The sequence below is a fragment of the Actinomadura fibrosa genome, from assembly GCF_900659615.1.
GTDB lineage: Bacteria > Actinomycetota > Actinomycetes > Streptosporangiales > Streptosporangiaceae > Spirillospora > Spirillospora fibrosa.
In genome coordinates this window covers 53,716-80,361 of the sequence record NZ_CAACUY010000007.1, presented here as the reverse complement: position 1 = coordinate 80,361, position 26,646 = coordinate 53,716, and the positions used below count along the sequence as shown (strand labels likewise).

Below are 26,646 nucleotides of genomic sequence, written 5' to 3'. Positions count from 1 at the left end.
ATGACCGCCGACGACCTCGACACCCTGCGGCGCGACGTCCGATACCTCAAGGACCGTGCCGACATCCTCGACTGCATCGCCCGCCACGCGCGCGGCTGCGACCGCCACGACGACGACCTGATCAGCGCCGCCTACCACCCCGACGCCACCGACGAGCACGGCTTCGCCACCAATTCCGGCGCCGACTACGCCGCCTGGGTCAATCCCGCGCACGCCGCGACGTCGCAGGTCCACACGCACAACGTCACGACCCACTCCTGCGACATCGACGGCGACACCGCCCACTGCGACAGCTACGTCATCGTCGTCCTGCTCGGCAAGGACGGGCGCACCGCCCAGTTCATCAGCGGCCGCTACCTCGACCGCCTCGAACGCCGCGACGGCCGCTGGCGGATCGCGCTGCGCCGCTCGACCGTCGAGGTGATGTTCACCGCCGACGCCTCGGTCATGACATCGTCGTTCTTCACCAAGCAGGGCTACCTGAAAGGCACCCGCGACACCGGCGACCTGACCTACCAGCGTCCCCTCGGCCTGGAGCAGACCGGATCCCGCTGGACGGCCCCGACACAGACCGGATCCCGATGAACGGTCGCAGCGCACTCGCCGCAGGCGGCTGCATCCTCCTCGGCATGACGACGGTGCCGGGCATGCCCGCATCGGCCGCGCCGTCACCGCAGTGCGTCCAACCGCAGCCCAATGGCCCCATGCAAGTCACGGCCGACTGCGACGACCCGCTCTACGGCCACCCCGTCATCGACGGCGAGAAGGACCCGACCACTCCCGTCCCGCACCACCAGGTGTCCGGCCATTTCGAAGGCACCGGCGTCAAGTTCACCCTCTACCTCCCGCCCGCGAGCCGATGGGACGGCAGATTCTTCCAGCTCGTCTACCCGCTGCAGACCGCGAACGCCGACCCGCAGTCCATCGCCTTCGGAGCCTCCAGCGGCGCCTACACCGTGCGGACCTCCGGAACCGAGGGCTACCGCGCCGACGCGGCCGCAGCCAAGTTCTCCCGCACCGTCGCCGCGAGGTACTACCGCTCCTCCCGCCGGATCCACGGCTACGTCTACGGCGGCAGCGGCGGCTCCTACATGACGATCGGCGCGATGGAGAACACCACCGGCGTATGGGACGGCGCCGTGCCGTTCATCCCCGGGGTGCCCACCTCCATCCCGACCAACTTCTTCGTCCGGGCCTTCGCCCGGCTGGTGCTGCGCGGCAGGGCACCGCAGATCGCCGACGCGGTGCGCCCCGGCGGTTCCGGAGACCCCTACGCGGACCTCACCGGCACGCAGAAGGCGGTGCTGCGCGAGGTCACCCGGATGGGCATCCCGCTGCGGACCTGGGAGAACTACTCCTACGTGCTCGGACTTGACGATCCCCGAGGCCTGCTCGGCTTCGCCGGCACCGTCCGCGCCATGGACCCGACCTACGCCGACGACTTCTGGAGCGAGCCCGGCTACCTGGGCACCGAGCGATCACCGCTCGGCGACCTGATCCGCGCCGCGCGGATCGACCAGACCTCCACCATCACCAGAGTCGAGCGGGACGCACAGAACGTCCCGACGAAGCTCGTCCTCGACAGGGCACCAGCGGACCCGGACAGGACCGGCTTCGACTTCACCGCGCACCGCCCCGACGGCTCGGCGATCGGCGCGCTCACCGGTTCGCTCGACCCCGCCACCAAGACCTTCACGATCGGCTCCGGCAACCCGTCCGAGACGCTGAACGCGCTCGGCGCGGACGGCAGGCTGCGCATCGACAACCGGTGGAACGTGGCGCTGCTGACCTACCACCGCCACCAGGTCCCCGCCCGGCCCGGCTTCACCTCCTGGGACCAGTTCCGCGACGCAGCCGGCGAGCCGATCCACCCGCAGCGCGGCATCGAGGTCGGCCCGGTCATCTCCACCGAGGTCAGCGGCGGGGGCACCCACACCGGCAAGATCACCGGCAAGGTCATCGAGGTCGCCAACCTGCTCGACGCCGACGCCTTCCCCTGGGACGCCGACTGGTACGCCCAGCAGGTGAAGCAGGCACTGGGCGCCCGCTACGACGACACCTTCCGCGTCCTGTACAACGACGCAGCCGACCACATCGGGGCGCACGAGCCCAACCTGCTCGACTACACCGGCATCCTCCAGCGGGCCCTGCGCGACGTCAGCGCCTGGGCCGAGAGGGGCGTCCCGCCCCCGCCATCGACCCGCTACGGCATCACCGGCGGCCAGGTCACCGTCCCGGCAACGGCGGCCCGGCGGCGCGGCGTCCAGCCCGTGGTGGACCTGGCCGTCGACGGCCGCCGCCGGATCGACGTCATCGCAGGCAAGCCCGTCACCTTCACCGCCGCCATCCGGATCCCACCCGGAACCGGGAAGATCGTCGCCACCGACTGGGACTTCACCGGAACCGGCACCTTCACCCCTTCGGCGTTCGGCTCCCCCCGGCCCAGCGTCCAGGTCCGGCGGACCTACGCCTACCGCACACCCGGCACCTACTTCCCCGCTCTGCGCGCCGCCTCCCAACGCGACGGCGACACCGCCTCCCCCTTCGCCAGGATTCCCGACCTCGGACGCGTACGGGTCGTCGTCCACTGACCGCTATCCGAGAGGAAATCCATGCGCATCGGCCTGACCGGCGGCGCGTCGACCCCCGACAAGATCGTCCAGCAAGCGCAGCGGGCCGAGGCCGACGGCTTCACCTCGCTCTGGTACGCCAGTACCGTCACCGGCGACCCGCTGACCCCCATGGCCCTCGCCGGCCGCCAGACCACGACGATCGAACTCGGCACCGCCGTCCTGCAGACCTACCCCTGCCACCCGCTCCTCCAGGCCAACCGTGCCGCCTCCGTCGCCGCCACCATGGGACGCCCAGGCCTCACGCTCGGCATCGGCCCCTCCCACGAGTCGATCGTCCGCGACGTCTACGGCATGTCCTACGACCGCCCCGGCCGCAGCACCGAGGAGTACACCCAGATTCTCACCGAACTCCTACGCGGTCACGACGTGGATTTCGAAGGCGAAAGACTGGACGGCCCGCAGCGCCGGCCGAATGGCCTCACTCCCCCACTCCATTCCCGTCCTGCTGTCGGCCCTCTCCCCCCGGATGCTGAGCATCGCAGGCCGGTACGCCGACGGCACGGTTCTGTGGATGGCACCGGCCAAGGCCATCGACACCCACATCGCCCCCCGCATCCACGCCGCCGCGTCCGCCGCCGACCGGCCGCCGCCCCGCATCGTCGCCGGCCTCCCCATCGTCGTCCATGACGACATCACCGAAGCCCGCGCAGCCGTGGCAGCGACGTCCATCTCGTACACCGGCATGCCCAACTACCAGCGCATCCTCGACATCGGCGGCGCCTCCACCCCGGCCGACGCCGCCATCGTCGGTGACGAGGCGTCCGTCCGAGCACAGCTCCGATCCCTCGTCGATGCCGGGACGACCGACTTCTGGGCCGCCATCGTCCCCGCCGGCCCCGATCCCGTCTCCTCTCGGAAGCGAACCCGAGAACTCCTCCGCGACCTCGCCACAACGCCGGCCCCCTAGCCGCCAAACCCCAGACAGAACGACGGCCTCTCCTCTCCGGAGGCGCAAGATGCCGCTCTGCTCGCGGCAACACCGACGGCGCAGGGGTCGGCCCGGTCAGCCTCGGATCTGGTCGCTGGGTGTGGCCGCCAGGTGGTCGATGATGTCGGCGAAGGCCGAGGCGACAGGGGCCAGGTCGGGCTTGTAGACCTTGTCGATGGTGTCGGCCTTGTCGTAGAGGTACAGGGGGCCGCTGATGAAGCTGATGGTGGGAACTCCGGCCTGGTAGACGAGGTCCGCGTCGGTGGGCAGCTCACCCATCAGCGGGACGAGCTTGTCGCTGGGCAGGCGGACGGTCCGCTGTAGATCGTGACTTGTGACGGCGTCCTCGATGACGTTCTTCAGGGGGACGCTGACGTTCTCGAAGACACCGCGGTATTCGGGCAGGTCGTGAAGCTGGAGCTGTCCGTCCGGACCGATCTCGGCTTGCCTGGCGATGTGCTCGAGGGTGACGTTGGCGACGATCCGGTGAGGGGTGGCCGGGCGGGTGATGAAGGTTTCGACGAAGTGCTCGTGGGCCTGGTAGCCGGTCCAGTGGCTGTCCATCAGGACGAACATCAGGGTCTTGGGCCGGTGCCGTTGCGGGATCTGGCTGTAGTAACTGGCCAGGGCCAGGACTTCGGCGGTGCCCGAGGCGTCTTCCACGCCGCCGTCCCATGCCGCGTCATGGTGGGACTGGATCATGATGGTGTCGGTACTGCCGCCGGGCAGGTACCCGATCACGGTGCGGGCGGTCGCGGGGACCCGCGAGCCTTCCAGCCGCATGGTCGCGAGGGCGGTGCCGGACGCGGTCAGGGCGCGGATCCGGGCACCGGCGGCCTTGGTGACCCACAGGCCGGGAATGGTGATGCCCTCGGCGTGTTCGGGGTGGATGTCGTGGGAGTCGAAATAGTCGGCCAGGACGCCGACGAAGCCGACCGCGCCCGCGTTGATCGCCCGTTCCAGGACGTCCTCGTAGTTGTTCACGTAGGGGTTGGCGGTGTCCAGGTCGGCCGCGTCCACGCTGTCGTGGGGATCGTAGACGAACTCGCCGCCGGCCAGGAGCAGGCTGCGAGGCATGAGAAAACGCAGGTTGAACAGCACGAGCTTGCCGCTGACGTCGACCCGGGCGAAGTCGTCCTCCTCGCCGTCCCCCACATCGGCGAGCAGTGTGGACAGGCCGTTCGGGCCGGTGGAGAACGGGCCGTTGGCGTCGTGGGTGTCGAAGGAGAACACCGCGGGCGAGTGCGGGATCGGCGTGGCGTCGACGGTCAGCTCGGAGCGGGAGGCGTGCCAGGCGAAGGACTCGGTCTCCTGCACCTGGACGTCGGTGAGCCCGAACTGGCGGAAGCGGTCGAGCAGGTAGTCGACGGACCGGCGGTCACCGGGGGCGTTGGTGCCACGCCTGCCGAAAGCCGCCAGGTCGCGCACCCACGAGAAGATCGCCTCGTTGTCCGGCATGGTCGCCTCCCAAGCCCGGTCGCCGGCCTGGACGTCCTGATTGCGCAAGGTCACTGCCCTCGTTCCTCGTCGAGCCGTCCCGTTGAGGACCGGCGGTGGTCGCGTGTCGCGCGGGCAGCCTTCGGCCCCGTTGCGACCGTGCGGCCGTCTCCTGTCGAGTCTTGATGTCGAGCACAATTTATAACATCTGTCATACAAAAACGGCCCTGGACGGAATCGCACCGCGGGCCGCCGTCAGCGCGTCCCCTCCCGAACACCACGGGCGAGTCCGGCGCCAGAGTCAGACGTGGATCCGGGCCGGTAGAGCCGCACGGGTCGGGCGGCACACTTGCGGGCCGTGGAGCACGTGCCCTATAAAGATGTGTGAAGTGTTATAAGACGATGACTATATAACCTTGTCCAAGGTCACGCCTCCGTGGCGGGCGTGCTGGACGCTGACGACGTCGCGTGAAGAGCTTCCAATCGGCAGGGGCCCGCCTCGGTCGTGATCACACGTTGGCAGCCGTCTGATGTCCCGGTTCCGGGCAGATGCCCGGCGCGTGCGAGAGAGGGTTCCCCATGCTCGAACAGCGGCGGCGGCCGGTGCGCCGAGTCCGCCTCACCCGGGTCGTCGAGCGCGGGCGTTGCCGGTGAGCAGCGTGGCGCCGGTCCGCGCGATCAGCATCGGCGTGGGCGCGGCCCTGGTGACGGGAGCCACGCTCGGCAACATCGGTTCGAACCTGATGCCCGTCCTGCTGCCGAGCATGGCCGACCGGTTCCACCTCTCCAACACCACCGCCGGGGTGGTCGCGACGGTGCAGTTGCTCGCCACGGCGCTGGCGGCACTCGCGCTCGCGCCCCAGGCGGCCCGTCCCGGCCGCACCACCATGGCCAGAGCCGGGCTCGTCGCCACCGTGGCGGGCTTCGCGCTGGCGTCGGTGGCGCCGGGCCTCGCGCTGCTCGTCGTCGGCAACGCGATCGCCGGCGTCGGTCTCGGCGCGGTCTACGCCGCGGGCATGGCGGCCATCGCCGCGACCGGCGATACCGACAAGGCCTCGACCGTCACGGTGCTGGGCGGGACCGTCGTCATCGCGACCCTCATCATCCTCATCCCCGAGGCCGATGACGCATGGGGCGGTGCCGCGGCCTTCGTGATCCTCGCCGCCCTGTGCCTTCCCGCGTACTGGCTGGTCCGCGCGCTGCCCGACGCGCCGGAACGCAGTCTCGGCCCATCCTCCGGCAGGCCGCTGCCACGCCTGTTCCTGCTCGCGCTGGTGCTCCTCGGAGCGGTCGAGCAGGGTGCCTGGTCCTACTGCGAGGTCATCGGCGAGGACTACGCGGGGATGTCGGCCGGCGCCGTCTCGATCGTGCTGTCGGTCGTCGCCGTGGTGTCGCTGGCGGGCGCGGTCCTGGGGCCGATCGCGTGCAACCGGTTCGGGCGGGTCACCGTCATGGCGGCGTTCTTCGGGGTCGAGGTCGTCGCGAAACTGGTGATCACTGTCGTGCCCTGGGCGGCCTCCTACACCGCCGCCGCGATCATCTGGCAGATCAGCTATATGGGCCTGCTCGTCCTGGTGCTCGCGGTGGCGGCGTCCGCCGACCCCAGCGGCCGGTGGATCGCCGCCACGTCCGGGGCGACGGCGATCGGCACCGGCCTGGGGTCGGCCCCCGTCGGCTGGATCCTGGACGTCTGGGGCGCCTCCGGGCTCGGCGCGGTCCTCGCCCTGGCCACCCTGCTGGCCGCGATCCCCATCATGCGCACGACCAGGACGGTGAGCACCGGTTTCGCCGAGCCGCTCGAACTCGCGGACGTCAGGACGTGACCAGCGCGGGCGAGAGGAAGGGGCATGACCGGCCACTCCAGGAGGCCGGCGTCTCGGGAACCAGGCAGCACGGCCGCTGGCTGGCGCTGTCGGTACTCGTTCTGGCCGTTCTCCTGGTGGCCGTCGACTCGACCGTCCTGAGCCTGGCGACGCCCTACATCAGTGAGGACCTGAAGCCGTCGGGCGCCGAGTTGCTGTGGATCGGCGACGTCTACTCCTTCGTCCTGGCCGGGCTCCTGGTGTCCATGGGCAGCCTGGGCGACCGCATCGGCCGCAAGCGCATCCTGCTGCTGGGCGCGGGGTGCTTCGGCGCGGTATCGGTGCTCAACGCCTATGCCTCGACGCCCGAGATGATGATCCTTGCGCGGGCGCTGCTCGGGGTCGCCGGTGCGCCCCTCATGCCCGCGACGCTCGCGCTGATCCGCAACCTCTTCGACGATCCGCGCGAGCGCAGCGTCGCCGTCGGCGTATGGGCCGCCACCGCTTCGGCGGGGATGGCGGTGGGCCCGATACTGGGCGGTTTCCTGCTGGAGCACTTCTGGTGGGGCTCGGTCTTCCTGATCAACCTGCCCGTGATGGCCGTGCTGATCGTCGTGGGCGCCAGGCTGCTGCCCGAGTCCCGCGACCCCGCTCCGGGCCCATGGGACCTGGTGAGCGTCGGCCTGTCCATGGCCGGGATGTTCGGTCTCGTGTACGCCCTCAAGAAGGCCGCCGCGGACGGCTTCGGCTGGACTCCGCTCGCCGCGGCGGTGCTGGGCACCGCCGCCCTCTACCTGTTCGTCCGCCGCCAGCGGACCCTCGCCGTCCCGCTGCTGGACGTGCGCCTGTTCCGCAACCGGGGCTTCAGCGGCGCCGTGCTGGCGGACCTGCTGACCATCCTCGGGCTGTCGGGCCTCATCTTCTTCCTCTCGCAGTTCCTCCAGCTCGTCCAGGGACGGGGACCATTCGAAGCCGGGCTCGCCGAGCTGCCCACCGCCGCGGGAGCGATCGCGGCCGGACTGGTCGCCGGACGCGTGGCACGCCGCTTCTCGGTCCGGGCCGCGGTCTCCGGCGGACTCGCCGTCATCGGCTTCGCGCTCGCGCTGCTCACCGTCATCGACGGGTCCACCGGCTATCCGCTGCTGTTCACCGCGCTGCTGCTGGTCGGCCTCGGCGCCGGATGCTCCTTCACCGTGACCGCCGACGTCATCCTGTCCAGCGTCCCGAAGCACCAGGCAGGCACCGCGTCCGGGGTCTCCGAGACCGCCTACGAGCTGGGCGCCGCCCTCGGCATCGCGCTGCTCGGCTCCATCGTGACGGGCGTCTACCAGGGCTTCGCGGCGCCCGCGGGAACGCCGGCCGCGGCGCACGAGTCCCTGGGCGGCGCGGTCGAGGTCGCCTCCCGGCTGCCTCCCGGCACCGCGGCCGCCCTTCTGGAGGCCGCCCGGAAGTCCTTCATCGACGGCATCGTCATCGCCTGCGCCGCGGGCGCGGTGATCCTGCTGGCTGCGGCCGTCGCCGCCTGGTTCCTGCTGCGCGGACACGAGCTCGACCGGCAAGGCGCCGAGCACTGACGAGGACCGCCCAGCCTGCCTCTGACAAGGGGCGGGCTCGGCGGTGCGCGGACTTCGGCCTGCTCCGGATCCTCAGCGGGCGGCGACCGGGAGGTCGATCAGGTTCATGAAGTGGTGCAGGGCCTGGGTCTGGCGTTCGGGGGTCCACAGATCGGGATGCTCGATCGTGGAGAGCACGACTCCGCTGGTCCACAGGCGGATCAGATCGACGGTGGCCTCAAGCCTGTGGCGGCCGATGAAGTCCTGGATGGCGGCCCTGATCAGCTCTCGCATCACCGGATCGATGAGGTCCAGATACTGCTGGATGGAGGGCTCGACTTCTCGATGGCTGGCCAGGGCGACGCGGGCGCGTTCGATGGCCAGTGCCTCTTCGTCGATGGGCAGGAAGTACCGCACGGCGGCCTCCAGCCGATCGTGCGGGTCCTCGATCGCCGCCAGCTCCTGCTGGGTCGAGCGAGCGTCCTCCAGCGTCAGTTCGAGCATCCTCACCAGCAGCGCTTCGCGGCTGGGAAAGTAGTGGGTGACCAGCGTGACCGACCCCCCGAGCCGGTCGCTGACCGCGCGGAGGGAGAAGTTGGCGAAACCGCGCTCCCCCAGGACCCTGATCGCCGCGTTCACGATCTTCTCGCGCCGCTCGTCGTGATCGACCTGGATCGGCACCCGCGCCTCCTCGCGAAACGTTATGCAACGGTAATTACATTCTAGAGGACAGGAAACCTCGGGTCTGCGCTCGGCGCTGCCCGGCTCCGGCCGGTGGCAGGGTCAGCTGTCGAACCCCAGGCCGAGGGTGTCCATGGTGCGGAGCCAGAGGTTGCGGCGCCCGCCGTCGCGGTCGGCGCGGGCCATCGAGCGACGCGTGAGCTCGATGCCGAGCCAGCGCAGAGGTTCGGGCGGGAACGGGACGGGCTTGCCGCGCACCATCGTGAGTCGGGTACGGGGAGTGTCCAGACCGTCGAGCCGGTCCAGGACGACCTGTGCGGCGAACCGGGTCGCGCCCACGCCCAGGCCGGTGAAGCCGAGGGCGTAGCCGACCCTGCCTTGCGCGGCCGTTCCGAAGAACGCCGAGAACCGGGTGCAGGTGTCGATCACCCCACCCCATGTGTGAGTGAACTGGACGCCCTCCAGCTGCGGAAAGGTGTGGAAGAAGTTGGCTGCCAGCTTCTGGAAGGTCGCCGGACGCTGGTCGAAGTCGCCCGACAGCCGCGAGCCGTAGTGGTAGACGGCGTCGTAGCCGCCCCACAGGATCCGGTCGTCAGCGGTGAGCCGGTAGTAGTGGAACTGGTTCCCGCTGTCGGACATGCCGTAGCGGTTGCGCCAACCGATGGAGTCCAGCCGCTCCCTGCTCAGCGGCTCGGTGACCATCGCGTAGTCGTAGACGGGGACGACGAACGGGCGGATCTTGCGCAGCAGCGGCGGGAAGGCGTTGGTGGCCAGCGCGACTCTGCGGGCCACCACGCGCCCGTAGCCCGTGGTGAGGACCATGCGCCCGCCACGAGTGCTCAGACCGCTCGCCGGGGTGCGCTCGTAGATCCGCACGCCGAGCCGGACGCAGGCGTCGCGCAGCCCCCAGGCGAGCTTGGCCGGGTGGACCAGTGCCGTACCCTGCCGGTCGAGGACTCCCGCAAGATAGGTCGGCGAGTCGACCTCGGCCCTGACCTCCTCGGCCCCGAGGAACTCGGCCGAGACGCCGAAGCGCGGTGCTACCTCAGCGTAAGCGCGCAGCTCGTCCACCTGGTGGGGCTGCGTGGCGACGTCGATCGCGCCGGTGCGCTCCCAGTCGCAGTCGATGCCATGCCGCCGCACCGCCTCCTCGATGCCGTCCAGGTTCTCCAAGCCGAGGTCTTCCAGCTCGGCGAGCTCGTCCGGCCACCTGGCCAGCCCGTTGCCGAAACCGTGCGTGAGCGAGGACGCGCAGAAACCGCCGTTGCGACCGGACGCCGCCCAGCCCACCTCCCGCGCCTCGATGAGAACGACGTCCCGGCCCGGGTCGCGCTCCTTGGCCAGCAACGCCGTCCACAGCCCGCAGTATCCGCCGCCCACCACCAGGAGGTCGCACTGCTCCTCCCCTGCCAGCGCCGGGAACGGCGCCGGCCGTGCCGAATCCTGCAACCAGAACGGCGCGGGCTCGGCATTGACCAGCGAACGTGTCGGATTGATCGTCGAAAACGAGGTCATGACCGCTCCCGGGCGCGCTCGACCGTGCCGCGCGGGAAAGCGAGGCTCCACCAGTCGGCGACCATCGCGGGACGGTCCTGGCCCTCGACGGTGAAGGTGCAGCGGCGCAGCACCTTGTAGCCGTTGTCCTTCGGCTCGACCGCGAGGATCTCGTAGGTCGACAGCACGCGCTGGCCCATGTGCACCGGCGCGATGAACCGCACGCGGTCCAGCCCGTAGTTGAGGCCCCACATCGTCGATGACGAGGCGGGCGATGCGAGTTTGGCGGCGGCGTCGAGCATGCTCAGCAGCAGGAAGCCCTCCACGAGGGTCTCCGGGAACTCGGGGATGTCGTCGAGATAGGCCTTGTCGAGCCAGGTGGCCTTGGCGAAGGCATCGAGTTCCTCCTCCCCCAGCGCGAAGGGGGCGCCCTGCGTGATGTGGCCCACCGATTGGGGGAGATCGTCGAACGTCATCTCGGTCATGCGGATCCTCCGGTGTGCTGGGTGCGGTCCCAGGCGTGGGTGGTGGTGTGCGCGCCGTCGACCATCAGTTCCTTCTTCGGGATGCGCTGGGAGGGCGTGCGGGGGAACGGGGTGGTGCGGTGCTCGATGTAGCGGGGCACCTTCGGGCCGGTCAGCCGCTCGGCGCAGAACCGCGCGAGCTCGGCTGGGGCGAACGTGGCGCCGGGGACGAGTTCGACGTAGGCCTTGATCTCCTCGCCCATCACCTCGTCCGGGACGGGCACCACCGCCGCGTCCAGGACATCGGGGTGGCGGCGCAGGACGGCTTCGACCTCGGCCGGTGCCACGTTGACCCCGCTGCGCCGGATGATCTCCTTGCGGCGCCCCTCGAAGTAGTAGACGCCGCGCTCGTCGCGGCGCATCAGGTCGCCGGTGCGCAGCCAGCCGTCGTGCAGGACCTCGGCGGTCGCCTCGGGAGCGTTGAGGTAGCCGCGGAAGGTGACCTCGCCGGCGAGTTCGAGTTCTCCCGAGCCGGGGCCGTCGACGACGCGACCGTCCAGGTCGACCAGCCGCGCCTGGACGTCGGGCAGCGGGATGCCCAGCGCGCCGGTGCCGAGGAACTCGTGGGCGACGTGCGGCGGCATGGAGATCGCGGGCCCGGACTCCGAGGAGCCGTAGGCCTCGGTCCAGGGGAAGCCGAAGCGGCGTTCGAGTTCGGCGTGCCGGTCGGGCGGGATGGCCAGCGCGACCGCGTGCCGGATCGAGTGCTCCCGGTCGGCCGGGCTCTCGGGCCTGCTGAGCAGCATCTGCGGGACCGACCCGATGGTAAAAATCGTGGTGGCGCCCGAGGAGCGGGCCACGTCCCAGAACCGGGTCGCGCTGAACCGGCGCATCAGGACGAGCGAGGCGCCCGAGCACATCGCCGCGAACAGGAAGGTCAGCGGGTCGCCGTAGTGCAGTTGCAGCGGCATCAGCATGCGCTCCGCCTCCGGGGAGGACCGCGAGCGACGCAGGTGCACGTCGATGTAGCGCAGGGTCTCGACGTGGTCGCCGGCCAGCGCCTTCGGCAGGCCGGTCGTACCGGACGTGTAGCCGATGTCGACCAGGTCGTCAAGGCGAGCTTCGACGTCGGCGAACCTGATCGGCTCGATCCCGTCCAGCAGGTGGTCGAAGCCCGCCGGTTCGGGCCCGTCGACCTTGATCGCCGCGCGCAGCGCCGGAGCCTGGTCCGCGAGGGCGGCGAGGACGTCGTGGGAGTCGTCATCGGTGATCGCCAGGACGCAGCCGGAGTCCTCGACCGCGTACCGGGCGTCGTCCGGCCCGATCCGCGGAGACAGCGAGACGATCACCGCGCGGTTGGCGAGGACGGCGAGGTAGGCGATGACGTACTCGGCGCGGTTGCCCACCGCGAGAGCGACCCGGTCGCCGACGCCGATGTGCCGGGCGAGCAGGCCCGCGAACCGCTCGGCCCGTCCGCGCAGCTGCCGTCCGGTGATCGTAAAGCCGTCCTCGAACAGCAGCACGGGCCGGTCTCCGTAGGTATCGATGCCGCGCCCGAGGACCGTCAGCAGCGGCTCGCGCGGGCAGCCCTCCCAGGTGCCGGGGAAGTCCTCGGGCCAGGTGACGGGCGTGGTGGACAGGACCGACATGCGTCTCCTCCGAGACAGGCGGGAAGGGCCCCGATCGGACGGATCGGACCTTACCACTGAAATATCTATAACGTTACACAACGTGCGTTACGTTAAAGTGACCACACCCGCGTCGACCGCGACCCTCCGCGAGTTCTTTGTATATGTTGTGTTACACGACGCGCGTCACACATACTCTCGGTCATCCACGACCTGGACCTCCTGGAGGCGGCATGCCGGACGACGAGCTGTACTGGAAGAGCGCCGCGGAGCTCGGCGAGCTGTATCGAAGCGGGGCCGTCTCGCCGGTCGAGGTGGTCGACGCCGTGCTCGACCGGATGAACCGAGTGGATCCGGCGCTTAACATCATGGTCACCGTCACCGCCGACCAGGCGCGGGCGGACGCCAAGGCGGCCGAGCAGAGGCTGCGGTCCGGGGAGGAGCTGCCGCCCCTGTTCGGCGTGCCGATGACGGTCAAGGACCTCGCGGAGACGGCCGGCGTGCGGACCACCTACGGGTGCACGGCCTTCGCCGAGTACGTGCCCGAAGAGGACGCGATCGGGTGGGGGCGGTTGAAGGAGCAGGGGGTCATCCTGCTCGGCAAGACCACCACGCCGGAATTCGGGCTGCTGGGCGTCACCGAGAGCAAGCTCACCGGGTCCACCAGTACTCCCTGGCGGCCGGGCTACAACGCGGGCGGTTCCAGCGGCGGCGCGGCCGCTGCGGTCGTCGCGGGCGTCGGCCCGGTCGCCTGGGGCTCGGACGGCGGCGGGTCCATCCGCGTGCCGTCGTCGCTGTGCGGCGCGGTGGGGATCAAGCCGTCCATCGGCAGGATCCCCACCGCCGAGAGCACCGACGGCGACTCCACCGACGGCCCCATCGCGCGTACCGTGCTGGACGCCGCGCTGGTGTTCGAGGCGACCAACGGTCACCACCCGTCCGACCGCTTCTCGGTGCCGCGCGACACCCGCAGCTACGTCGAGGCCGCCCAGGCGCCGGGCGATCTGACGGGCGTGCGGATCGCCGCCTGCTACGACCTGGGCCAGAAGGTCCTCGACCCGGACGTGCGCAGGTTGTTCACGCAGGCCCTGGAGGACATGCGCGCGGCGGGCGCCACCGTGACGGAGGTCGGGATCGAGCTGCCGGACACGTCGGTGTTCTTCGACCACATCAACGGTTACGAGTACCTGGCGGCCGTGGAGGAGGCACGGGCCTGGAACGTCGAGCTGTGGCCCATGATCGAGGAGATGGCCGAGCGCGCCAAGGGCGTCACCGGGCGGCAGGTGAACGCGGCCTTCCGGCAGGGCAAGACCGACATCTACAACGCCTTCGCGACCGCGATGACCGGCGCCGACGTCATGGTGACGCCGACGACGGCGGTCACGGCCTTCCCGCATGGCGGCGACCGCGGTCCCACCCGCCCGGTCGACGGCCAGGAGGTTCCCCCGCTGGGCATGCTCATCCACGCGATGACCGAGCCGCCCAGCCACGCCGGGCTCCCCGCGATCAGCGTGCCGGGCGGCTTCGACTCCGACGGGCTGCCGATCGGGCTCCAGTTCATCGGCCCCCTGTGGGCCGACGCCGATGTGGTGTCGGTGGCCGCGCGCTACCAGCGCGCGACCGACTGGCACACCCGCCACCCCGAGCTCTGAGCCTCCGTTCCGGCTCCAGGACCCCGGCAGGCCCGTCGATCCGATCGGCGGGCCTGCCCTGTTTCGGCTGATCGGACCGGAACCGTGTTTCCGTCCCGTAAATCCGGCCGACATGCATTGCATGTTTTATATCGGCGGTTATATCTTCACCGTCACACGTTGGCATGACGTGGGTCACAGGCCGCGCAGCGGCGCTTGACGGAGGAGAAACGTATGGAACTCGCCCCCAGGGCAGCGCGCGGACTGGCCTCGGCCGCCATCGCGCTGCTCGCGAGCAGCACCCTCGCGGCATGCAGCGGCGGAAACGGCAAGGGATCCACGCCGGTCGGCGCGTCCGACCTCGTCTCGGCACTGCCGGCGGCCAAGGCTGAGGTCGGCAAGGTCACCTGGAACGTCGGCGGTGAGCCCGACACCCTCGACCCGCGCAACGCCGTGAACTATGGCTCCGGCCAGATCGTGCGCAACATGTGCGAGGGCCTGCTGAAGATGGACGCCGCGTTCAACGTCACCCCGAACCTGGCGACCTACGAGCAGGTGTCGCCCACCGAGCTGAGGCTGACGGTCCGCGACGGCGTGAAATTCTGGGACGGCAAGCCCCTCACCGCCGCGGACGTCGTCTACAGCCTGCGGCGTTCGGCCGCCGAGGACTCGGTCGTCAGCTTCGGCTTCGTCTTCGTCAAGGACATCGAGGCCACCGGCGACCGTCAGGTCACCGTGACGTTCAGCAGGCCGGACTCGACGTTCGTGCAGGGCCTGGCGACCCTGTCCGGCGTCGTGGTCGAGAAGGCCTGGGCGGAGAAGACCGGGGACAAGGTCGGGACCTCGACCGGCGGCCTGATGTGCACCGGCCCCTACAAGTTCGCCTCGTGGCGATCCGGCAGCGGAATCACGATGACCCGGAATGACGGGTACTGGGACACCGCGCTGAAGCCCAAGGCCAAGCAGGTCGACTTCACGTTCGTCTCCGACGGCACGGCGCTGGCGCAGGCGCTGGAGGCCGGGGAGATCGACGGCTCGTACGAGGTGCCGGTGTCGGCGCTGGCGAAGCTGTCGAAGTCCAAGGCCGGCCGGCTGGTGTTCGGCCCGTCCACGCAGAGCACGATGATCGCCGTGGCGCGTCCGGACGGGCCGCTGAAGGACCAGAAGCTCCGGGACGCTTTCCAGCGGGCCGTCGACCGGGCGGCGATCGCCAAGATCGTCTTCAACGGCGCCGCGCAGCCCAACTACACCGTGCTGACGCCGGAGACCTGGCCCACCGCCGAGCGCGGCCTCTACCAGCCCGACTATGACAAATGGCGCAGCGCGCGGTCCTACGACGTCGAGGCCGCCAAGCACCTGGTCGAGCAGTCCTCGTACAAGGGGCAGGAACTGGTGCTGGCGATCCAGGCCGGTGACGAGGCGTCCTCGCGGATCGCCCAGCTGTTCCAGCAGCAGGCCAAGGCGATCGGTGTCAACGTCAAGATCCAGTCGATGCAGCCGCTGGTGTTCGACCAGGCCGGCTACGACGCGAGCAAGCGCAAGGGCATCGACCTGATCTACGACGCGAGCTTCAACTCCGGGCAGAACCCCCTCGAACCCCTCGGCTTCGACCTGCTGCCCGGCCAGCCCTACAACTACGACAACTACGACAACCCGCAGGTCACCAAGCTCCTGAACGACGCGCGATCCTCCTTCGACGCCAAGCAGCGCGCGCAGCTGATCGTCCAGGCGCAGCAGGTCTACGAGCCCCAGACCGGCACGATCTCGCTCGTCTCGACCAACACTGCGACCTTCCTCAACAACCGGCTGACCGGTGCCGTCACCTCGTTCGCCTACTGGTCGATGCCGCAGATGGCCTACATCGGCGCCGCCAAGTGAAGGACCCGGAACCTCGCCGCGGGCCTGTCCCACGCAAGGGTGCGGCCAGGCGGATCGTCACGACGGTGCTGGGGGCAGCCGCGACGATCCTGGCCGCCTCGTTCGTCATCTTCGCCGGCCTGTCGGCGGCACCGGGCGATCCCGTCGCGCAGATCCTGGGCGCGAAGGCCACCGACCAGGCGCGCGCGAGCATGCGACAGCGACTGGGGCTGGACGACCCGTTCCTGGAGCGATACTGGCACTGGCTCACAGGCGCCCTGCACGGCGACTTCGGAGTCTCGTTCACCTCGCGCCAGGACGTCACCGCGCTGATCGGGCCGCGTCTGGCGACGACGTTCCTGCTGGTGGCCATGGCGGCGCTGCTGGTCGTCGTGGTCGGCGTCGGGCTCGGTGTGGTCGGCGGCGTCAGCGCGCGCGGGCGGGCCGTGGTGTCCACGCTCGTCGGGCTGGGCGTCGCGGTGCCGGGCTTCGTGGCCGCCAACGCGCTGATCGGGATCTTCGCGGTCGAGCTCGGCTGGTTCCCCACCTACGGCAGCGGCCACGGCTTCGGCGACCGGGTGTGGCACCTGACGCTCCCGGCGATCGCCCTGTCGATCGGCTACGGCGCCTACGTGTCGCAACTGACGTCCGCCGCCGTCTCTGAGGAGTCGGAGAAGGAATACGTGATGACCGCGCGCGGACGCGGCGTGCCCAGCGGCATCGTGCTGCGCCACCACACCCTGCGCAACGCCGCCATGCCGGTGCTCACCGCCTCGGGCCTGGCGGTCGCCGGGCTGGTGGCCGGCACGGTGGTGGTCGAGCAGATCTTCGCCGTGGACGGCATCGGGGCGCTGCTGATCCGCAGCATCTCCAGCAAGGACTACCCGGTCGTGACGGCGGTCAGCCTCATCATCGTCACGGTGTTCGTGCTGGTCACCACCGTCATCGACCTGATCCAGACCGCCCTGGACCCGCGAGAGAGGGCCAAAGCCTGATGGCCGTCACCTGGGCAGCCGCCGGGATCGCCACCCGGCGCAGATTCGCCGCGATGGGCCGGCCCGCGCTGATCGCCTCCGCGGCGGCCGCGGGCGCGCTGGCGCTCGTCGCGGTCATCGGGCCGTGGATCGCCCCCTACGACCCGAACGCCACCGACGTGCTGGCGGCCGGGCAGGACCCGAGCGCCCAGCACCTGCTGGGGACCGACTCCCTCGGCCGCGACATCCTCTCGCGCGCCCTGGCCGGAGCCCGACTCAGCTTCGCCGGCCCCGCAATGATCGTCCTGATCAGCACCGTCCTCGGCACCGCATTGGCGATCTTCAGCGCCTGGCATGGCGGCTGGATCGATCGCATGGCCAACCGCCTGCTCAACGTCATGTTCGCGGTGCCCGGCGTGCTGGTCGCGGTCCTGTCCTCGGCCGTGTTCGGCGCGGGCTTCTGGGCTCCCGTCCTGGCCCTCGGCGTCGTGTACACGCCCTACATGGCGCGGGTCGTGCGCAGCATGGCGATCCGCGAACGCCACCAGGGCTATGTCGAGAGCCTCCAGCTCGCCGGGATGTCGTCCTGGCGGATCGGCGTGCGGCACCTGGCGCCCAACGTCATGCCGATCGTCGTCGCGCAGGCGACCTACGGGTTCGGCTCGGCGCTGGCGGACTTCGCCGCGGTGTCCTTCATCGGCCTCGGCATCCAGCCACCGCAGGCCGAGTGGGGCGTCATGGTCTCCGACGGCCGCTCGGAACTGCTCGACGGCGCCCCGCAGCAGACCCTCGTGGCCGGGACGCTGATCGTCGTCACGGTCATCGCCTTCAACATCCTCGGAGCGCAGCTGTCCACCCGATCCGGAGGCCGCCGATGACCCCGAAACCCGTCCTCGACCTCCAGGACCTGCACGTCAGCGTGCGTCACCGCGGCACACGACGCATACTCGTCCGCGACGTCTCCTTGAAGATCGGTGCCGCCGAGTCCGTCGGCCTCGTCGGCGAGTCCGGCTCGGGCAAGTCGATGACGATCAAGGCCGCGATGCGGCTGCTGCCGTCCAGCGCCACCGCCGAAGGCCACGTGCGGTTCGAGGACCGCGACGTCCTGGACTTCAACCGCCGCGACCTGGCCCGCTACCGGTCGCGCGAGGTGGGGCTGATCCATCAGGACCCCCGCGCGCACGTCAACCCCACCCGCACCATCGCCCAGTTCCTCGCCGAAGGCGTCGTGCACACCGGCCAGATGCCCCAGGACGAGGCGATCCGGCGAGCCTGCGACCTGATGGCCGACGTCGGCATCCCCGACGCCGAGCGGCGCCTGGGCCAGTTCCCGCACCAGCTCTCGGGTGGCCTGCTCCAGCGCGTCATGATCGTCGCCGCGCTGCTCCCGGAACCCCGACTGATCTTCGCCGACGAGCCCACGACCGCACTGGACGTCACCGTCTAGTCCGACGTCATGGCGATCCTCCTGGAGCAGATCCGCGACCGGAACGTGTCGATGCTGTTCGTGACGCACGACCTGGACCTCGCCGCCGCCGTCACCGACCGCCTCGCCGTCATGTACGCCGGGACGATCGTCGAGTCCGGGACGTCCGCCGAGATCTACCAGCGGCCCCTGCACCCCTACACCGCGGGCCTGCTGCAGTCGCGTCCCTCCACCGCCGAGGTCCGTCGTCCGATCGCGATCCCCGGACGGCCCATCGCCGCCTACGAGGCGGAGCAAGGCTGCCCCTTCGCACCCCGCTGCCCCTTCGCCGTCGACCGCTGCCGCGCCGAGCGGCCGGACCGCCGGACCGTCGAAGGCCGGTCGGTCGGCTGCCACCGCGTCGAGGAGATCGCGGACCAGCTGATGGAGCGCGCCACATGACCGCCGACACCCGCTCTGATCTCGTCCTGGACGTCAAGGGTCTGAGCAAGATCTTCCATAGCCGCACCGGCGGCGCACGGGAGGCGCTGCGCGACGTCAGCTTCTCGGTCGAGCGAGGCTCGTGCTTGGCGGTCGTCGGCGAATCCGGCTCCGGCAAGACCACCGCAGCCCGGATCGTCGCCGGGCTGGAGACGGCCTCGGGGGGCACCGTCGAGCTGAACGCCCCGCGGCCCGCGGGGGCGCGTCACCGCGGCGTGCAGATGGTCTTCCAGGACCCCTACGGCTCCCTCGACCCGCGCCAGGCGATCGGATCGGGCCTGCACGAACTGCTGAAACTGCACGGGATGCGCCGCAAGGCCGACCGCACGTCCCGGGTCACCGAGCTGCTGGAGTCGGTGGGCCTGGACGAACGGCACGCCGGCCAGCACCCCGAGTCCCTGTCGGGCGGGCAGCGCCAGCGCGTCGCCATCGCCCGCGCCCTCGCACTGGAACCCGCGCTGCTGATCCTCGACGAGGCCGTCTCCGCACTCGACGTCAGCGTCCAGGCCCAGGTCCTCAACCTGCTCGCCGACATCCGCGAGCAGACCGCGATCAGCTACCTGTTCGTCTCCCACGACCTGGGGGTCGTCCGCCAGGTCAGTGACACCTGCATCGTCCTCCAGGACGGACGCCTCGTCGAAGCCGGACGCACCGCCGACATCCTCGACTCACCCCAGCAGCCCTACACCCAGGCCCTGATCGACGCGGTCCCGCGACCCGGCTGGCGCCCGCGCCGCCGCACGGCCTGAACCGGCCGCCGATCGATTCCCTGCCTCCTCCGACACAAGGACCACTGATGACGCATATCGACGCCCGCTTGACGCCCCACCAGCAGTCACTGCGCGGCAAGACCATTCCCGACGCCCTCGACGCCGCCGCGGAGGCCTGGCCGGAGCACCTGGCGCTCCATGAGATCGAGGGGGCTCAGCGTTCGCTGACCTGGAGCGAGTTCCGGGCCGCCGTCACCGGACTGCGCTCCGGCCTGGAGTCGGCGGGCGTCCGGCCCGGCGACAAGGTCGGCGTGCTCATCCGCAACCAGATCGAGTTCCCGGTCGCCTGGCTCGCCATCGTCGAGGCCGGCGCGGCGATCGTCCCCCTCAACCCGAAGTACACCGCCCGCGAACTCGACTTCGTGCTCGGCGACGCTGGCGCCACCTGGCTCGTCGGCACTCACGACCTGATCGAGAACCACACCGGGAGCGGACGCGTCGGCCCCGTCGCCCTCGACCACGTCATCTCCATCGGAGGCGGCGAGCCGGCCACGCTCAGCTACGACAAGCTCCTGGCCACGCCCCCGACCCCCCGCCGCACCGACATCGACCCCCTCGAAGTCACCAACATCCAGTTCACCTCCGGTACGACGGGCCTGCCCAAAGGCTGCCTGCTGACCCACGAGTACTGGACGGAACTCGGCATCTACGGCGCGGCACTCGACCCCGAGGCCGTCCGGATCCTGGCCGACCACCCCTTCTACTACATGCAGAACCAGGCCTACCTGATGATGGCGCTGTTCAAGGGCGGCGCGCTGTTCATCACGCCGGGCCTCAGCCGCCGCAAGTTCATGGACTGGCTGCACGACCACCGCATCGACTTCGTCTGGATCGACGAGGACATCCTGCTGTTCCCCGAGGACTCGCGCGACACGTCGCTGGCCCTGCGGCGGGCGCCCGTCGCCGGCATGCCCGGCGAGGCGTACGCGCCGATCCTCGAAAGGTTCGGGATCCGGGCCCGCGAGTGCTACGCCAGCACCGAGATCGGCTCGGGCACCGCGGTCCCCTACGACCGCGACGACCTCGCGGGCACCGGGTCGATGGGATTCTGCTTCCCCAACCGCGAATCCAAGGTCGTCGACGAGCGGTTCAACGAGGTCCCGGCCGGCACGCCGGGCGAGCTGTGCTTCCGCGGCCCCGGGATGATGCTGGGCTACCACAACCGTCCCGATGTCAACGCCGAGCTGTTCCTTCCGGGCGGCTGGTTCCGGACCGGCGACATCGCCGTCAAGGACTCCGACGGCCAGCACTTCTACCGCGGCCGCCTCCGCGACATGATCCGCCGCAGCGGTGAGAACATCTCCGCCGCCGAGCTCGAACTCCACATCGGCGGCATGCCGGGCGTCTACGACATCGCCGCGGTCCCCGTGCCCGACCCCGACCGCGAGGAAGAGGTCAAGGTCATCATCGTCCCCGAGCCGGGCGCGAACCTCACCGCCGACCAGGTCACTGCCTGGGCCGGGGAAGGACTAGCTCCGTTCAAGGTTCCCCGGTACGTGGAGTTCCGCGATGAACTGCCCTACACCGCCAGCGGCAAGGTTCACAAAGCGGCGCTCAAGGACGAGCCCGAGCCGCTGCACCCGGGCGTCGTCGACACGAGATCCTGAGGCGCCGCTGCGGCGGACGGCAACGGCGCGTCCGCCGCGAGCACGGGCCGGTCCCGGCCCGTACCGTACGGCGTGGTCCCCCAGCACGTACCAACCACTCTCTACTATGTAACTACTGTTGTATAACGAGCCGCCGCAGGAGGGTGCAGTGCCGATCCACGTCGACCATGACGAGCGGCGCCAGAAGATCGTGAACGCGGCCGTCCGGGTGCTGGGGGACGCCGGCTTCGCCAACTTCACCCTCCGCGCGGTGAGCGACCGGCTCGGCGGCTCCGTGACAGTGGTCACCCACTACTTCCCCAGCCGCGAGGCGCTGCTCACCAGGATGATCGAGCAGACCCTGGAGGACGCCCGCACCGTCCAGACGGGGCTGACCGCGATCGAGGACCCGCACGACCGTCTCGAGGCCGTCGTCCGCTACTTCCTCCCCATCGACGACGAGGCGATGGCCATCGAGCGGGCCCGCGTCGCGCTGGTCAGCCACCGCAACGTCGAGCCGGCCATCGAGGAGTACCTGACGCGCATGGAGCCCGGCATGCGGAACCTCATCAGGACCGCCATCCGGGACTTCATCAGCCCGTACGAGATGGAGGCCACCGTGGATCTGATCCGCCTGTGGACGAGCGGAGTCGTCCTCTCCGCGATCGAGCACCCGGAGCTGTGGACTCCCGAACGGCAGACCGAGGCGCTGCACCACTTCATGAGACTGATGGAATTCCCGGTCACCGCCGCCTGACGCGTCCCGTCGTGCTCAGTAGTGGGCGCTCATGACGTGCTTGATCCGCGTGTAGTCGTCGAACCCGTAACCCGACAGGTCCTTGCCGTACCCGGAAGCACCGAATCCGCCGTGGGGCATCTCGGAGACGAACGGGATGTGGGTGTTGACCCATACGCAGCCGAAGTCCAGCTCGCGGGTCAGCCGGTCGGCCGTGCCGTGGTCGCGCGTCCACGCGCTCGCGGCGAGACCGTACGGCGGACGTCGGTGACGATCGTCGGAGCGAAGAAGCCCCGCGTCACCGTGGCGGCGGCCCCCGATGACGACCTCCGCGTGCTCGGGCAGGTCGGCGAAGAACGTTTCGACCTTGCGCAGGTGATTCGCGTTGTTCAGCGGCCCGTAGTCCGCTTCCGCGTCGAAAGGGCCGCCCGGCCGGGTGGCCGCACACCTCATCCGCCGTTCCGCGAGCTTCTTGTAGCAGATCAGAGCGGCGGCCAGGGTGAGGAAGGCGGTGAACAGGCGGCCGTGGCGTTCGTAACGGATGGTCAAGCGGCGGTAGCAGCGCAGCCAGGCCAGGATCCGCTCGATCTCCCACCTGTGTCGTCCCAGACATTCGCTGGACCGATGCCCGGGCCATGCGTGAGAAGCTGTTCAACCGGCACCGCGCCAAGAAGGCTGCCGGTCCGCGCGGTTTCGGCGACGAGCGCCGGATTGCGGACGCACACTGGGCCGGTGCGTATGCGTCTTGCGACGGCCGTCGACCAGGGTCAGGTCGCCCGACTGGTGGAGTCTCGCTGTGCCTGGATGGAGCGGCGTGGCCAGGCGACCTGGCGTGAGGCGGCTGATGATCTGGTCGCCCAGTGTCTGAACCCGGATGGCGACGTGTGGGTCTTGGACGATCCTGAACTCGGAGTGATCGGGCAGATGGTGGTTCAGGATGTCGGTCCGCCCTGGGGGTGGACCGACGCCGAGCGCGCCGAGGCCGCTTTGTACCTGTCGGGGTCGATTACCGATCCGGCGGTGCGGCACCGCCGGCCCGGAACGGCCATGGCGCTGTGGGCGGTCGATCGCGCCGCCCGGCTGGGGGTGCCCTGGGTGCGGCGCCACTGCCAGGTCGCCGAGGTGGCCCGCTACAACCTCACGCAAGGGTTCACGCTGGTGCGCAAGGAGCAGCGAAGCCATGCCCGGCTGTACATGATGGCGCGGCCGGCCGAGCGGCTGGATCTGTCGGCCTGGTTCGGGAACGCGGTCAGGCAAGGAACGCCCGGGCCGCCCGGTCGAGGGTGATGACCTCCAGCAGCTTGGAGTGGACGTCCTCCCGGTAGGAGGTGCTGTCCAGCTGTGCGGCTGCGATCTTGAGGCCGTCAGGATCCACAAGACCCTCCTCGATCAACGGCGATCCGTCTCGCAGGATGCGCTGCAACAGCGGCAGCCCGTTGACGGTGAGCGATTCCTCGACGAACTCGGCGAAGCTCTCCCGGACGGCCGGGTTGCAGGCGTCGCGGCTGAGCCCGAAGGAGGCCAAGTGACGACGCTGCAGTTGCTTGAGCTCGCGCCAATGGAACGGGAGCTGGTCACCCAGCTCGATCAGCGCTCGGTGCGTGAACGGATGCACCGGCCACTGTCGGGCGCGTAGCAGCGGCGGCGCGACCGTCTCGGCCGCCAGCAGAGTGATCCCTCCGGCCATGGCGGGCGGAGCGATCCCGACGTCGCCGTACTCGATCGCGGCCCGCGCCCGGGGTCCCAGCCACGGCAGGTCGAAGTTCTGGGCCTTGTCGAGGGCGGCCCGCGCCGATTCGGCCGATCCGACAGCGACCATCTCGTCCCCGCCCAACCCGGTGATGACCGTGTTCGCGCCCAGTGCGGCGATCTGCGCGTTCAGCTCGCTGAACAGCTCGTACAGGGGCTCGTCGTAGGGGCTGACCAGCTCACCGCGGACGCGGTCGCAGCCCGGTCCGAACAGCAGCCGCTCGCCGATGTCCAAGGCGAGATCGCGGGGGCCGAAGGGGATCTGTTCGCGCATCTCGTCGCGGCGTCTGATCTGGTGCGGGCGTCCTGGCCCGGTCACGATCAGCGTGGCGGTGTTGAGCTGCCCCGGCCAGCGGTAGGCGGCACGTGCCCCGATCGAGCCGGAGTCCAATCCACCGGTCAGGTGACAGACGGTCGCGGCGGGATCGATCGGCCGGGCGTCCAGTGCGGTGTCGATGCCGGCGACGAACGCGGCGAGCACGTCCGCCCCATTGGCGTCGCCTCGTGCTAGGTCGCGGGGTTCGGCGTGGACGACCGGATCGGGGTAGGAGATGACCAGGTCGCCGCCGAAGCTGGCGGTGGCGCGTTCGGTGAGTCGGCGTATGCCTGTGAACGGGGTGTCGGTGCTGTAGCGGGGCCGGTAGATCAGCAGGCGGGTGGCCTCCAGCGGATCGATGCCGCCGGCGTGCGGGGTCAGGTCCGCCATGTCCCACGATCCGTGCAGGACACCGTCGTGGTGGGCCAGGAACAGCGGGCTCGATCGGACGGCTCCGGCGGTGACCCGTACCGGGCGGTGCGGGATGAGTTCGATCAGGGCGTAGTCGACGGGCCACCGCCGCGCTTGAGCGATGATGGCATCGAGGTCACATGCCGTGACAGGTTCGGCGGGGGTGCGGGCGCGACCGGGCACGCGTTCGCGGACGATGATGACGGTGCGGGTGCCGTCGGTCGCGGCGAGCTGCTCCACCATCGGGTGCGGGTAGGGGGTCACCCGGCTGGCACCGTCGTCGGTCACCCAACAGGCGCCATCCCATCGCCACGTCGCAGAGGTGTACGGGTCGATCTGCAGGGTCAACACAACAGACTCCTTTCACCGCGAGGGAGCTCATGAAGGGCCCGGCCGTCGGCGGCCGGGCCCGGGTCGGTGTGGGCTCCAGCGGGTCAGGTGGCGGTGGTGTCGTAGGTCCTGGCGCCGTCCGACGAACCGGACGCCTTCTTGTAGTCGTTACGGACCGGCGGCGTCTGCACGATGTAGCGGGCCTCGCCGTCGAACAGCCCGGCGATGTCCGGTACCAGTTCCGGCGGCGCCCAGAACGCCGCGAGCGGAGACGGAACGCGGTCGGCCGCGGTGACGGTCATGGTGGGTTCCCTTCCTTGCATGGGGTGCCGATGGCTTCACCGTCTCCCGCTGCCAAGCCACCGCCCAGCAGGGCGTGCAGGTCTGGCACACGGTGTGCGATTCATGCACGCGGCCTCGCCTCACGCCGATGCCTGTGGTTGCGTAAGACGGTTGGGCGGCTCAGCGGATGCGGCAGCGAGCGGCCAGCCCGCGCAGCTGCGCGGAGGTTCGACCGGACACCAGCAACTGCGACACCATCTCCCGGACGGCGGGCCGGGCGCGGGTCTCATCGGGCGCGATGCGCTCGGCGGCCAGCAGCGCCTGCAAGCACTGGTCCCGGCGCTCCCACATGCCATAGGCGCGGGCCAGGTCGGTGTAGTAGCGGGCCTGCCGCTCCACCGTCGGCAGCGACCGCGGCGACAACGCGCGGGCGGCAGCGACCGCGGCCGCGGGGTCCCCGGCGGTGTACTCGGCAGAGATCAGATGCAACTGCACCGCGGCCGGGCCGAACCCGCCGCCGTGCTCGCGCAGCAGCACCCGCTCCCCCAACCCGGCGGCGATCGCGGCAGCCTGCCTGGTCAGCTCACGCATCCCCGCACGGTCGCCGGCGTGCGCCGCAGTGTAGGCCGCCGACATCACCAGCAGCCCACGCTCGGCGGACCGCCCCGGGTCATCCCCGTGCAGCATCTCGTCCTCGGCGGCACTGACCGCGACCTGCGCCGCCTGGTCGTGCCAGCCCGCACGGCGTGCCAGCACCGCCAGATTCCGTGCGGCCTCCCCCGCCGCCAGCGCGGCACCGGTGGTCTCGGCCAGAGCACGGGCACGGTCGGCGGCGACCCAGCCCAGCCGCTCATCCCCAAGCTTGATCATGATGCGGGTCACCAGGTTGTAGGCCTCGGCCAGCGTGACGGCCCCCACCTCCCCGAGCGCGTGCCCAGCGCCGATGACGCCAGGCAGGGTGTCGGCGAGCCGGTCATACCTGCAGGCGTCATAGTCCTTCACCGCACGAACCAGCGCCGCCCGCATCCCGGCAGGCGGTGGCACAGTGCCGACGGGACCGGTACCGAGCATGGCGTCCCGGAGCCGACCCACCAGCAGCACGCTCGGCAAGTGCAGCCCCTCGGCCGCCCCAACAGGCCGGACGGGCACAGCAGCGGCCGCCGCAGTGACGGCGAGACTGCTCAACAGCTGGCGACGCCGCACATCATCTCCCACCTGGATCCCACCAGCCACCGTAGCCGCGATGCCCAGCTCCTCAGGAGCGACCCGCAGAGCAGCCGCCACCCTCCGCAACGTCGACACATCCACCGCTTGCCGGACGCCGGTCTCCAGACGCGACACCGTCGAGGGCGAGCAATGCAAACGGTCCGCCAACTGCCGCTGCGTCCAGCCCCGAGCGACCCGAGCCGTCCGCACCACCTGACCTACCGCGCTGCTCGGCTGCTCCGCCAACACCTTCTCCACGACGATGCCTCACC

General features: G+C 70.3%; 24 protein-coding genes and 1 pseudogene. 16 read left to right on the top strand and 9 right to left on the bottom strand.

The window, feature by feature from the left end; all coding sequences use genetic code 11:
* The 4 genes and pseudogenes from E1300_RS04945 to E1300_RS52165 all read left to right on the top strand — a co-directional run bounded on the left by E1300_RS04945 (position 1) and on the right by E1300_RS52165 (position 3,540).
* Positions 1–585, top strand: a complete 585-nt coding sequence (locus tag E1300_RS04945; RefSeq protein ID WP_131755670.1) for a nuclear transport factor 2 family protein — start codon at positions 1–3, stop codon at positions 583–585.
* A gap of 119 nt (positions 586–704) precedes the next feature.
* On the top strand, positions 705–2,591 hold the full coding sequence (locus E1300_RS04940) for a PKD domain-containing protein (protein WP_207399482.1): 1,887 nt from the start codon (positions 705–707) through the stop codon (positions 2,589–2,591).
* A 21-nt stretch (positions 2,592–2,612) separates the two neighbouring features.
* A pseudogene (locus tag E1300_RS53825) lies at positions 2,613–2,990 on the top strand (LLM class flavin-dependent oxidoreductase); the annotation flags it as partial.
* Between the two features lie 55 nt (positions 2,991–3,045).
* On the top strand, positions 3,046–3,540 hold the full coding sequence (locus E1300_RS52165; protein ID WP_242618946.1) for an LLM class flavin-dependent oxidoreductase: 495 nt from the start codon (positions 3,046–3,048) through the stop codon (positions 3,538–3,540).
* A 96-nt stretch (positions 3,541–3,636) separates the two neighbouring features.
* Here the strand turns inward: E1300_RS52165 and E1300_RS04930 are convergent, their stop codons facing one another.
* Positions 3,637–5,073 (bottom strand): M28 family peptidase, encoded by a 1,437-nt coding sequence (locus tag E1300_RS04930; RefSeq protein ID WP_131755668.1) that lies wholly within the window; start codon positions 5,071–5,073, stop codon positions 3,637–3,639.
* 575 nt (positions 5,074–5,648) lie between these two features.
* On the opposite strand from E1300_RS04930, the gene E1300_RS04925 reads away from it, so the two are divergent.
* Together E1300_RS04925 and E1300_RS04920 are read left to right on the top strand one after the other, a co-directional pair.
* Positions 5,649–6,821 carry an MFS transporter gene (locus tag E1300_RS04925; RefSeq protein ID WP_165502680.1) on the top strand — a complete coding sequence of 391 codons (1,173 nt, stop codon included), beginning with the start codon at positions 5,649–5,651 and terminating at the stop codon, positions 6,819–6,821.
* Positions 6,818–8,374, top strand: coding sequence for an MFS transporter (locus E1300_RS04920; protein ID WP_131755666.1), 1,557 nt, complete (start codon positions 6,818–6,820; stop codon positions 8,372–8,374). The genes E1300_RS04925 and E1300_RS04920 overlap by 4 nt, the downstream gene beginning before the upstream one ends.
* A 72-nt stretch (positions 8,375–8,446) precedes the next feature.
* Here the strand turns inward: E1300_RS04920 and E1300_RS04915 are convergent, their stop codons facing one another.
* The 4 genes from E1300_RS04915 to E1300_RS04900 all read right to left on the bottom strand — a co-directional run bounded on the left by E1300_RS04915 (position 8,447) and on the right by E1300_RS04900 (position 12,641).
* Complete coding sequence (locus E1300_RS04915; protein ID WP_131755665.1) at positions 8,447–9,034, bottom strand: TetR/AcrR family transcriptional regulator; 588 nt, start codon at positions 9,032–9,034, stop codon at positions 8,447–8,449.
* A gap of 102 nt (positions 9,035–9,136) precedes the next feature.
* Complete coding sequence (locus E1300_RS04910; protein WP_131755664.1) at positions 9,137–10,549, bottom strand: NAD(P)/FAD-dependent oxidoreductase; 1,413 nt, start codon at positions 10,547–10,549, stop codon at positions 9,137–9,139.
* A complete protein-coding gene (locus E1300_RS04905; RefSeq protein WP_131755663.1) occupies positions 10,546–11,013 on the bottom strand; it encodes a hotdog family protein in 468 nt (155 codons plus the stop codon). Before E1300_RS04905 ends, E1300_RS04910 begins: the two co-directional genes overlap by 4 nt.
* Entirely contained in the window at positions 11,010–12,641 is a 1,632-nt protein-coding gene (locus E1300_RS04900) for a class I adenylate-forming enzyme family protein (protein ID WP_131755662.1), read from the bottom strand. Before E1300_RS04900 ends, E1300_RS04905 begins: the two co-directional genes overlap by 4 nt.
* Positions 12,642–12,853: 212 nt before the next feature.
* Between E1300_RS04900 and E1300_RS04895 the strand changes: the two genes are divergently transcribed.
* The 9 genes from E1300_RS04895 (at position 12,854) to E1300_RS04860 (ending at position 22,101) form a co-directional block, all read left to right on the top strand.
* A complete protein-coding gene (locus E1300_RS04895; protein WP_131755661.1) occupies positions 12,854–14,272 on the top strand; it encodes an amidase in 1,419 nt (472 codons plus the stop codon).
* Between the two features lie 213 nt (positions 14,273–14,485).
* Positions 14,486–16,129, top strand: coding sequence for an ABC transporter substrate-binding protein (locus E1300_RS04890; protein ID WP_131755660.1), 1,644 nt, complete (start codon positions 14,486–14,488; stop codon positions 16,127–16,129).
* Positions 16,126–17,103: an ABC transporter permease gene (locus E1300_RS04885; RefSeq protein ID WP_278045341.1), complete on the top strand. Its 978-nt coding sequence runs from the start codon at positions 16,126–16,128 to the stop codon at positions 17,101–17,103. The genes E1300_RS04890 and E1300_RS04885 overlap by 4 nt, the downstream gene beginning before the upstream one ends.
* Positions 17,103–17,960: an ABC transporter permease gene (locus E1300_RS04880; protein ID WP_207399479.1), complete on the top strand. Its 858-nt coding sequence runs from the start codon at positions 17,103–17,105 to the stop codon at positions 17,958–17,960. Before E1300_RS04885 ends, E1300_RS04880 begins: the two co-directional genes overlap by 1 nt.
* Entirely contained in the window at positions 17,957–18,529 is a 573-nt protein-coding gene (locus E1300_RS51295) for an ATP-binding cassette domain-containing protein (RefSeq protein WP_207399478.1), read from the top strand. The genes E1300_RS04880 and E1300_RS51295 overlap by 4 nt, the downstream gene beginning before the upstream one ends.
* Positions 18,530–18,538: 9 nt before the next feature.
* On the top strand, positions 18,539–18,949 hold the full coding sequence (locus E1300_RS51290; RefSeq protein WP_207399477.1) for an oligopeptide/dipeptide ABC transporter ATP-binding protein: 411 nt from the start codon (positions 18,539–18,541) through the stop codon (positions 18,947–18,949).
* A complete protein-coding gene (locus E1300_RS04870) occupies positions 18,946–19,737 on the top strand; it encodes an ABC transporter ATP-binding protein (protein WP_131755658.1) in 792 nt (263 codons plus the stop codon). The genes E1300_RS51290 and E1300_RS04870 overlap by 4 nt, the downstream gene beginning before the upstream one ends.
* 47 nt (positions 19,738–19,784) lie before the next feature.
* The gene (locus E1300_RS04865; RefSeq protein ID WP_131755657.1) at positions 19,785–21,365 is read left to right on the top strand and encodes a class I adenylate-forming enzyme family protein; all 1,581 of its coding nucleotides are present in this window, start codon (positions 19,785–19,787) and stop codon (positions 21,363–21,365) included.
* Positions 21,366–21,513: 148 nt separating this feature from the next.
* Positions 21,514–22,101, top strand: a complete 588-nt coding sequence (locus E1300_RS04860) for a TetR/AcrR family transcriptional regulator (RefSeq protein ID WP_131755656.1) — start codon at positions 21,514–21,516, stop codon at positions 22,099–22,101.
* Between the two features lie 15 nt (positions 22,102–22,116).
* Here the strand turns inward: E1300_RS04860 and E1300_RS04855 are convergent, their stop codons facing one another.
* A complete protein-coding gene (locus E1300_RS04855; protein ID WP_370784398.1) occupies positions 22,117–22,629 on the bottom strand; it encodes an aldehyde dehydrogenase family protein in 513 nt (170 codons plus the stop codon).
* A 189-nt stretch (positions 22,630–22,818) separates the two neighbouring features.
* Here E1300_RS04855 and E1300_RS04850 point away from each other — a divergent pair, with 189 nt between their 5' ends.
* Positions 22,819–23,367, top strand: a complete 549-nt coding sequence (locus E1300_RS04850) for a GNAT family protein (protein WP_131755698.1) — start codon at positions 22,819–22,821, stop codon at positions 23,365–23,367.
* Here E1300_RS04850 and E1300_RS04845 read toward each other — a convergent pair.
* The 3 genes from E1300_RS04845 to E1300_RS04835 all read right to left on the bottom strand — a co-directional run bounded on the left by E1300_RS04845 (position 23,330) and on the right by E1300_RS04835 (position 26,632).
* Positions 23,330–24,844, bottom strand: a complete 1,515-nt coding sequence (locus E1300_RS04845; RefSeq protein WP_242618945.1) for an asparagine synthase — start codon at positions 24,842–24,844, stop codon at positions 23,330–23,332. The genes E1300_RS04850 and E1300_RS04845 overlap by 38 nt on opposite strands.
* A gap of 146 nt (positions 24,845–24,990) precedes the next feature.
* Positions 24,991–25,188 (bottom strand): hypothetical protein, encoded by a 198-nt coding sequence (locus E1300_RS04840; RefSeq protein WP_131755654.1) that lies wholly within the window; start codon positions 25,186–25,188, stop codon positions 24,991–24,993.
* A gap of 160 nt (positions 25,189–25,348) precedes the next feature.
* Complete coding sequence (locus tag E1300_RS04835) at positions 25,349–26,632, bottom strand: helix-turn-helix domain-containing protein (protein ID WP_131755653.1); 1,284 nt, start codon at positions 26,630–26,632, stop codon at positions 25,349–25,351.
* Positions 26,633–26,646: the final 14 nt, after the last annotated feature.